This window comes from Streptomyces sp. SID1328 (assembly GCF_009865595.1).
GTDB lineage: Bacteria > Actinomycetota > Actinomycetes > Streptomycetales > Streptomycetaceae > Streptomyces > Streptomyces griseoluteus.
Genome location: NZ_WWKH01000004.1, coordinates 1 through 6,979 on the forward strand (window position 1 = coordinate 1; position 6,979 = coordinate 6,979).

At 73.9% G+C, this 6,979-nt stretch carries 4 protein-coding genes; all 4 read right to left on the bottom strand.

What is annotated here, in order from left to right; all coding sequences use genetic code 11:
- On the bottom strand, positions 1–1,145 hold a 1,145-nt coding region (locus tag GT030_RS00185), incomplete at its 3' end, for an AAA family ATPase (RefSeq protein WP_161199245.1).
- The gene (gene cobN, locus GT030_RS00190; RefSeq protein WP_161199246.1) at positions 1,142–4,792 is read right to left on the bottom strand and encodes a cobaltochelatase subunit CobN; all 3,651 of its coding nucleotides are present in this window, start codon (positions 4,790–4,792) and stop codon (positions 1,142–1,144) included. The genes GT030_RS00185 and cobN, both read right to left, overlap by 4 nt.
- Positions 4,789–6,336: a cobyric acid synthase gene (locus GT030_RS00195; RefSeq protein WP_161199247.1), complete on the bottom strand. Its 1,548-nt coding sequence runs from the start codon at positions 6,334–6,336 to the stop codon at positions 4,789–4,791. Before GT030_RS00195 ends, cobN begins: the two co-directional genes overlap by 4 nt.
- Positions 6,333–6,979, bottom strand: a 647-nt coding sequence (locus GT030_RS00200; RefSeq protein WP_161199248.1) for a CobD/CbiB family cobalamin biosynthesis protein, incomplete at its 5' end; no start/stop codon positions are given. The genes GT030_RS00200 and GT030_RS00195, both read right to left, overlap by 4 nt.

Genomic DNA, 6,979 nt, shown 5'->3' on the forward strand with positions numbered 1-6,979 from the left:
CCGCCGGCGGCCGGCTGCGGCTCCCCGTCCTCCCCGGCCTCGGGCTGCGCGCCGGAGTCCCCGCCCTGCGGCCCCTCCTCCGGCGACGGCTGCCCACCGCCGCCGGGACCGTCCGGATCGGGGTCGTCGTCGTCCCCGGCCGACTCCTCCAGCGTCCGGTCGAGCTTGTCCTCGTCCAGACCCGGCGCGTCGAAGGGGTTGCGCCGCCGCCGGTGCGGCAGCGCCAGCAGCGCGGCCTGCCGCACGTCCTCGGCCAGCACGTCGCTCCGCCCGTCCCACGCGGCCAGCGCGGTCGCGGTACGCGCCATCACGATGTCGGCCCGCATGCCGTCCACCTCGAAGGCCGCGCAGGTCGCCGCGATCTGCTTCAGCGCACCGTCGCCCAGCCGCACCTTGGGCAGCAACTCCCGTGCCGCGACGACGCGTTGCCGTACGGCACTCTCCTCGTCCGCCCAGCGCGCGGCGAAGGCGGCCGGATCGTCGTCGTACGCCAGCCTGCGCCGCACGACCTCCACCCGCTGATCCGGCTCCCGCGAGGCCGCGACCTCCACGGTCAGCCCGAACCGGTCGAGCAACTGCGGCCGCAGCTCCCCCTCTTCGGGGTTCATCGTCCCGACGAGCAGGAACCGCGCGGCATGCCGTACGGAGACACCCTCGCGCTCGACGTACGAGGCCCCCATCGCGGCCGCGTCCAGCAGCACGTCCACCAAGTGGTCGTGCAGCAGGTTGACTTCGTCGACATAGAGGATGCCCCGGTTGGCCGCGGCCAGCAGTCCCGGCTCGAACGCCTTGACCCCCTCCGCGAGCGCCCGCTCGATGTCCAGCGCCCCGACCAGCCGGTCCTCCGACGCCCCCACCGGCAACTCGACCATCCGCGCGTCCCGCGCCACGGCCGCAGCCCCGGTGTGCGGCCCGTCCGGGCAGGTCGGGTCGGGAGAAGCCGGATCACAGGAGAACCGGCACCCGGCGACCACCTCGACCTCGGGCAGCAGCGCCGCCAGCGCGCGTACGGCGGTGCTCTTGGCGGTGCCCTTCTCGCCCCGCACGAGCACCCCGCCGATGTTCGGCGCGACGGCGTTGAGCAGCAGGGCCAGTTGCAGATCCTGCTGCCCGACCACCGCGGTGAACGGGAATCGCGTGCTCACTCGTCTCCCTCCAGCTCTCCCTCGAGTTCCAGATACGTCGCCCGGAGCCGGTCCAGGGTGTCCTGGTCCGGCTCCGCCCACAGCCCGCGGTCCGCCGCCTCCAGCAGGCGCTCGGTGATGCCGCGCAGGGCCCACGGGTTGGACTTCCTCATGAAGTCCTGGTTCTCCGGGTCGAAGACGTACTCGGCCGACAACTTCTCGTACATCCAGTCGTCCACCACGCCCGCCGTGGCGTCGTACCCGAAGAGGTAGTCCACGGTCGCCGCCATCTCGAAGGCGCCCTTGTAGCCGTGCCTGCGCATCGCGGCCATCCAGCGCGGGTTGACCACGCGGGCGCGGAAGACGCGGTGGGTCTCCTCGCCGAGGGTCCGGGTCCTGACCTGGTCGGGGACGGCCGAGTCGCCCACGTACGCCTCGGGGCTGGTGCCGGTCAGGTGGCGGACCATGGCGACCATGCCGCCGTGGTACTGGAAGTAGTCGTCCGCGTCGACGAGGTCGTGCTCGCGGGTGTCGACGTTCTTCGCCGCCACCGCGATCCGCCGGAACGCCGTCTCCATGTCCCCACGCGCCGCCCGCCCGTCCAGCCCGCGGCCGTAGGCGTAGCCGCCCCAGACCGCGTACACCTCGGCGAGATCCGCGTCGGAGCGCCAGTTGCGGGCGTCGATCAGGGGCAGCAGGCCCGCGCCGTACGCACCCGGCTTGGAGCCGAAGACGCGGGCGGTGGCGCGGCGGCGGTCACCGTGCCCGGCGGTGTCCTCCTCCACATGGGCCCGGACGTAGTTGGACTCGCCGGGCTCCTCCAGCTCGGCCACCGCGCGCACCGCGTCGTCGATCAGCCCGACCACGTGCGGGAACGCGTCCCGGAAGAAGCCGGAGATGCGGACGGTGACGTCGATGCGCGGGCGGCCCAGCTCGGCGAGCGGCACGATCTCGAAGCCGGTGACCCGGCGCGAGGCGTCGTCCCACACCGGGCGGCAGCCCAGCAGTGCGAGGATCTCCGCGATGTCGTCGCCCTGGGTCCGCATGGCGGAGGTGCCCCACACGGTGAGCCCCACCGACTTGGGGTACTCCCCGGTGTCGGCCAGATACCGCTGCACCAGCGAGTCCGCGAGCGACTGCCCGACCTCCCAGCTGAGCCGGGACGGAATCGCCTTGGGGTCGACGGAGTAGAAGTTGCGCCCGGTCGGCAGCACGTTGACCAGACCCCGCGTGGGCGACCCGGAGGGCCCGGCCGGGACGTAACCACCGTCCAGCGCGCGGAGGATGTGCCCGATCTCGTCGGTGGTCCGGGCGAGCCGGGGCACGACCTCCGTACAGGCGAACTCCAGCACGGCCGTGGCGTCGGCCGGCTCGAAGCCCAGCACCTCGTCCAGCACCGCCGGTACGGCCGCCCGGTCCCAGTCCCGCGCCTCCATGCCCTCGGCGATGCCCCGGCACAGCTTCTCCAGCAGGTCGACCGCGTCGGCCCCGGTGCGCGCAGGCCCCTCGGCCAGGCCGGTCAGCTCCGCCGGCACCTTCACCGGCGCGCCCGGCTCGGCCAGCAGCTCCTTCTCCACCAGCCCGAAGTGCTGCGCCAGCGCGGCCCGCAGTCCCGGCAGGGCATCGGCGCGGCCGCCCCACACCTGGGAGGCGCGCAGCACGGCGAGGACGAGGTTGACGCGGGGCTCGCCCTCGGGGCCGTCGCCCAGGATGTGCAGTCCGTCGCGGATCTGCACGTCCTTGATCTCGCAGAGGTAGCCGTCGATGTGCATGACGAACGAGTCGAAGTCGTCGTCCTCCGGCTGCTCGTCCACGTGCAGGTCGTGGTGCAGCTCGGCGGCCTTGACCAGCGTCCAGATCTGGGCGCGCACGGCCGGCGCCTTGGCCGGGTCCAGGTCGGAGACGAGCGCGTACTCGTCCAGCAGTTGTTCCAGCTTGGCGAGGTCGCCGTAGGTGTCGGCGCGGGCCATCGGCGGCACCAGGTGGTCGACCACCGTGGCGTGCCCGCGCCGCTTGGCCTGGGTGCCCTCGCCGGGGTCGTTGACGATGAACGGGTAGATCAGCGGGAGTTCACCGAGCACCGCGTCCGGGGCGCAGCCGCGCGACAGGCCGAGGCCCTTGCCCGGCAGCCACTCCATGGTGCCGTGCTTGCCCATGTGCACGACCGCGTCGGCGCCGAAACTGTTCTCCAGCCACCGGTAGGCGGCCAGGTAGTGGTGCGAGGGCGGCATGTCGGGGTCGTGGTAGATGGCGATGGGGTTCTCGCCGAAGCCGCGCGGCGGCTGGATCATCACGACGACGTTCCCGAACCGCAGGGAGGCGAGCACGATGTCGTCGCCGTCCACGTACAGGCTGCCCGGCGGCTCGCCCCACGCCTCCAGCATGGCGTCGCGCAGCTCGGGGTCGAGGGTGTCGAACCAGGCCCGGTAGTCCGCGAGCGGCACCCGTGCGGGCGCGGCGGCGAGCTGCTCCTCGGTGAGCCACTCCACGTCGTGACCCCCGGCCGCGATCAGCCGGTGGATCAGCTCGTCGCCCTCGGCGGGGTGTTCGCTCACCCCGTACCCGGCGTCGCGCAGCGCGTCCAGCACCCGGACCGCCGAGGCGGGGGTGTCCAGGCCGACGGCGTTGCCGACGCGGGAGTGCTTGGTGGGGTAGGCGGTGAAGACCAGCGCGATCCGCTTCTCGGCGTTCGGCTTGTGCCGAAGTGCCGCGTGGCGTACGGCGATTCCGGCGACACGGGCCGCCCGCTCGGGGTCGGCGACATAGACCGGGACCTCGTCGGGTCCGGGCTCCTTGAAGGAGAAGGGCACGGTGATCAGGCGGCCGTCGAACTCCGGGATGGCGACCTGCATCGCGGCGTCCATGGGGGAGAGGGCCGCGTCCGAGGCGTCCCAGGCGGCCCGCGTGGAGGTGAGGCAGAGTCCCTGCAGCACCGGTACGTCGAGGTCCGCGAGGGCGCCGATGTCCCACGCCTCCTCGTCACCGCCCGCCGAGGCGGCCGAGGCGTGCGCCCCTCCGGCCGCGAGCACGGTGGCGACCAGGGCGTCGGCCCGGCCCAGCAGTTCGTACAGCCCGGCGTCCGCGTCGCGCAGCGAACCGCAGTACACCGGCAGGGCGTTGGCGCCGCGTTCCTCGATGGCCGCGCACAGGGTGTCCACGAAGGCGGTGTTGCCGCTGAGTTCGTGCGCCCGGTAGAAGAGCACGCCCACGGTCGGCCGGCCGGGCCGTTGTTCGTAGGCGCCGTGCAGCCCGAACTCCGGCATCCGGTGCGGCTCCTCGAAGCCCTCGCCGGTCAGCAGGACGGTGTCGGAGAGGAACCGGGACAGCTCCAGCAGGTTCGCCGGGCCGCCCTCGACGAGATAGCGCAGCGCCTCCGCGACGACCCCGGCCGGGGCGGTGGACTCGGCCATCAGCTCGGCGTCCGGCACGCTCTCGCCGCCCAGCAGCACCGTTGGCACCCCCGACGCCTTCAGCGCGGCGAGCCCGTCCTCCCATGCCCGCTTGCCGCCCAGCAGCCGGACGACCGCGAGGTCCGCGCCGTCGAGCAGGGCGGGAAGGCCGTCGGCCGCGTCGACGCGGGACGGGTTGCCGATGCGGTAGTCGGCGCCGCTGGCACGGGCGGCCAGCAGGTCCGTGTCGGCGGTGGACAGCAGCAACACTGTGCTCATGCGGGCGCTCCCGGTGGAATGAAGGGCAGTCCTGCGGGCGCGCCCGACTCGATGAGCCGCCGGAGCGCGTCCGTGTCCGCGTGGTGTTCGATCAGGTCGCCGAGCAGGTCGAGCTGCTCCTCGCGCAGCGCGGCGAAAGACGTGTCGGGGGCCGGGACGAAGCGGCGCCCGGAGGCGGTGGCGACCTCGCGCAGGAAGGCGCGCCGGAAGCCGTCGGACTCCAGCGAGCCGTGCCAGTGGGTGCCCCAGACCTGGCCGGTGCGGCAGCCGTCCAGGAAGGGTGTCCCGCCCAGCACCTCGGCGACCCCGTGGTGGATCTCGTACCCCTCGACGGGCTCGCCGAGGGCCTCTCCGACGGGCCGGGCCAGGGTCTTCTCGGGGTGGAACCGCACCCGCACCGGGAGCAGTCCGAGTCCCGGCACGCTTCCGGCGCGGGACTCGACGTCGTCCTCGATGTGCTCGCCGAGCACCTGGAAGCCGCCGCAGATCCCGAGCACCGGGCGCCCCTCGGCCGCCCGGCGCGCGAGCGCCTCCGCGAGACCCCGCTCGCGCAGCCACTGAAGCGCCCGTACGGTGCCGCGCGTGCCCGGCACCACCACGAGGTCGGCGTCGGCCAGTTCCTCGGGCCGGTCCACGAAGCGGACCACCACGCCGGGTTCGGCGGCGAGGGCGTCCACGTCGGTGAAGTTGGACATCAGCGGGACGGCGCACACGGCGACCCGCAGCACGTCCTCCCCGTGCGGGGGAGCGACGGCCGACTCCCGAACGGTCCCGCGCAGGGAGACCCTCCCCCAAGCTCTCGACTCCGCTCGAGCAGGGGGTACCCCCATGCCGTCCTCCTCGTCGATGCCGAGCCCGTGCCGGAAGGGCAGCACCCCGTAGGTGTGCCGTCCGGTGAGGCCGCGCAGCATGTCCAGGCCCGGCTCCAGCAGCGTCACGTCGCCCCGGAACTTGTTCACCAGGAAGCCGGCGACCAGCGCCTGGTCCTCGGGGGACAGCAGGGCGACGGTGCCGAAGAAGGAGGCGAAGACCCCGCCCCGGTCGATGTCTCCGACGACGAGGACGGGCAGCCCCGCGCCCCGCGCGACACCCATGTTGACGATGTCGGTACGCCGCAGGTTGATCTCGGCCGGCGAGCCCGCGCCCTCACAGATCACCGCGTCATACGTGCCCCGCAACTCCTCCAGGCACTCCAATACCGTGCCCAGCAAGGCCTGTTGACGCCCACCGTGATAACCGCGCGCGCTCAGCTCGCCCACCGGCTTCCCCAGCAGCACCACCTGGCTGCTGCGCTCGCCGCCGGGCTTGAGCAGCACGGGGTTCATCAGCGCGGTCGGCTCGACCCGGCACGCCTGTGCCTGCATGGCCTGCGCCCGCCCGATCTCCGCGCCCTCACGGGTCACGAAGGAGTTGAGGGACATGTTCTGCCCCTTGAACGGCGCCACCTTGACGCCCTGCCGGACCAGCCACCGGCAGATCCCGGCCGTCACCACGCTCTTGCCCGCGTCGGACGTCGTCCCCGCGACCAGCAGACCACCGCTCACCTGCCCCGCCCCCTTCCGATGAGGCGCCCGGCGACGGTGACGCCGAGCGCGAGCAGACCGACCCGGCGGGAGAGCCGTACGGCCCGCCCGATGTCGGCGACCTCGACCGGCCGCCCGGTGCCGTTGAGCACGGGCCGGTGCTCGACCCGGCCGCCGTAGGAGAGGGTGCCGCCCAGCCGGACGCCGAGGGCGCCGGCGAATGAGGCTTCCACCGGGCCCGCGTTGGGGCTCGGATGCCGGTGCGCGTCCGCCCGCCAGGCCCGTACCGCCCCGCGCGGGTCGTCCCCGGCGAGCGCGGCGAGTACGGCGGTGAGCCGGGCGCCGGGCCAGCCGGCCACGTCGTCCAGCCGGGCGGAGGCCCAGCCGAAGCGGCGCAGCCGGGGCGACTTGTGCCCGACCATCGCGTCCAGCGTGTTCACGGCCCGGAAGCCCAGCAGCCCCGGCACCCCGGCCACCGCGCCCCACACCAGGGCACCCACCACGGCGTCGGAGGTGTTCTCCGCGACCGACTCCACGACGGCGCGCGCGATCGCGGCGGCGTCCAGCGCCTCGGGGTCCCGCCCGCACAGGTGCGGCAGCCGGGCGCGCGCGGCCGCGAGGTCGCCGCGCTCCAGGGCGCGGCCGACGGCAGACGCCTCGCGGG

Coding starts and splice junctions, on each gene's coding strand:
- cobN (WP_161199246.1), bottom strand. CDS start 4,792: ATGAGCACAGTGTTGCTGCTGTCCACCGCCGACACGGACCTGCTGGCC.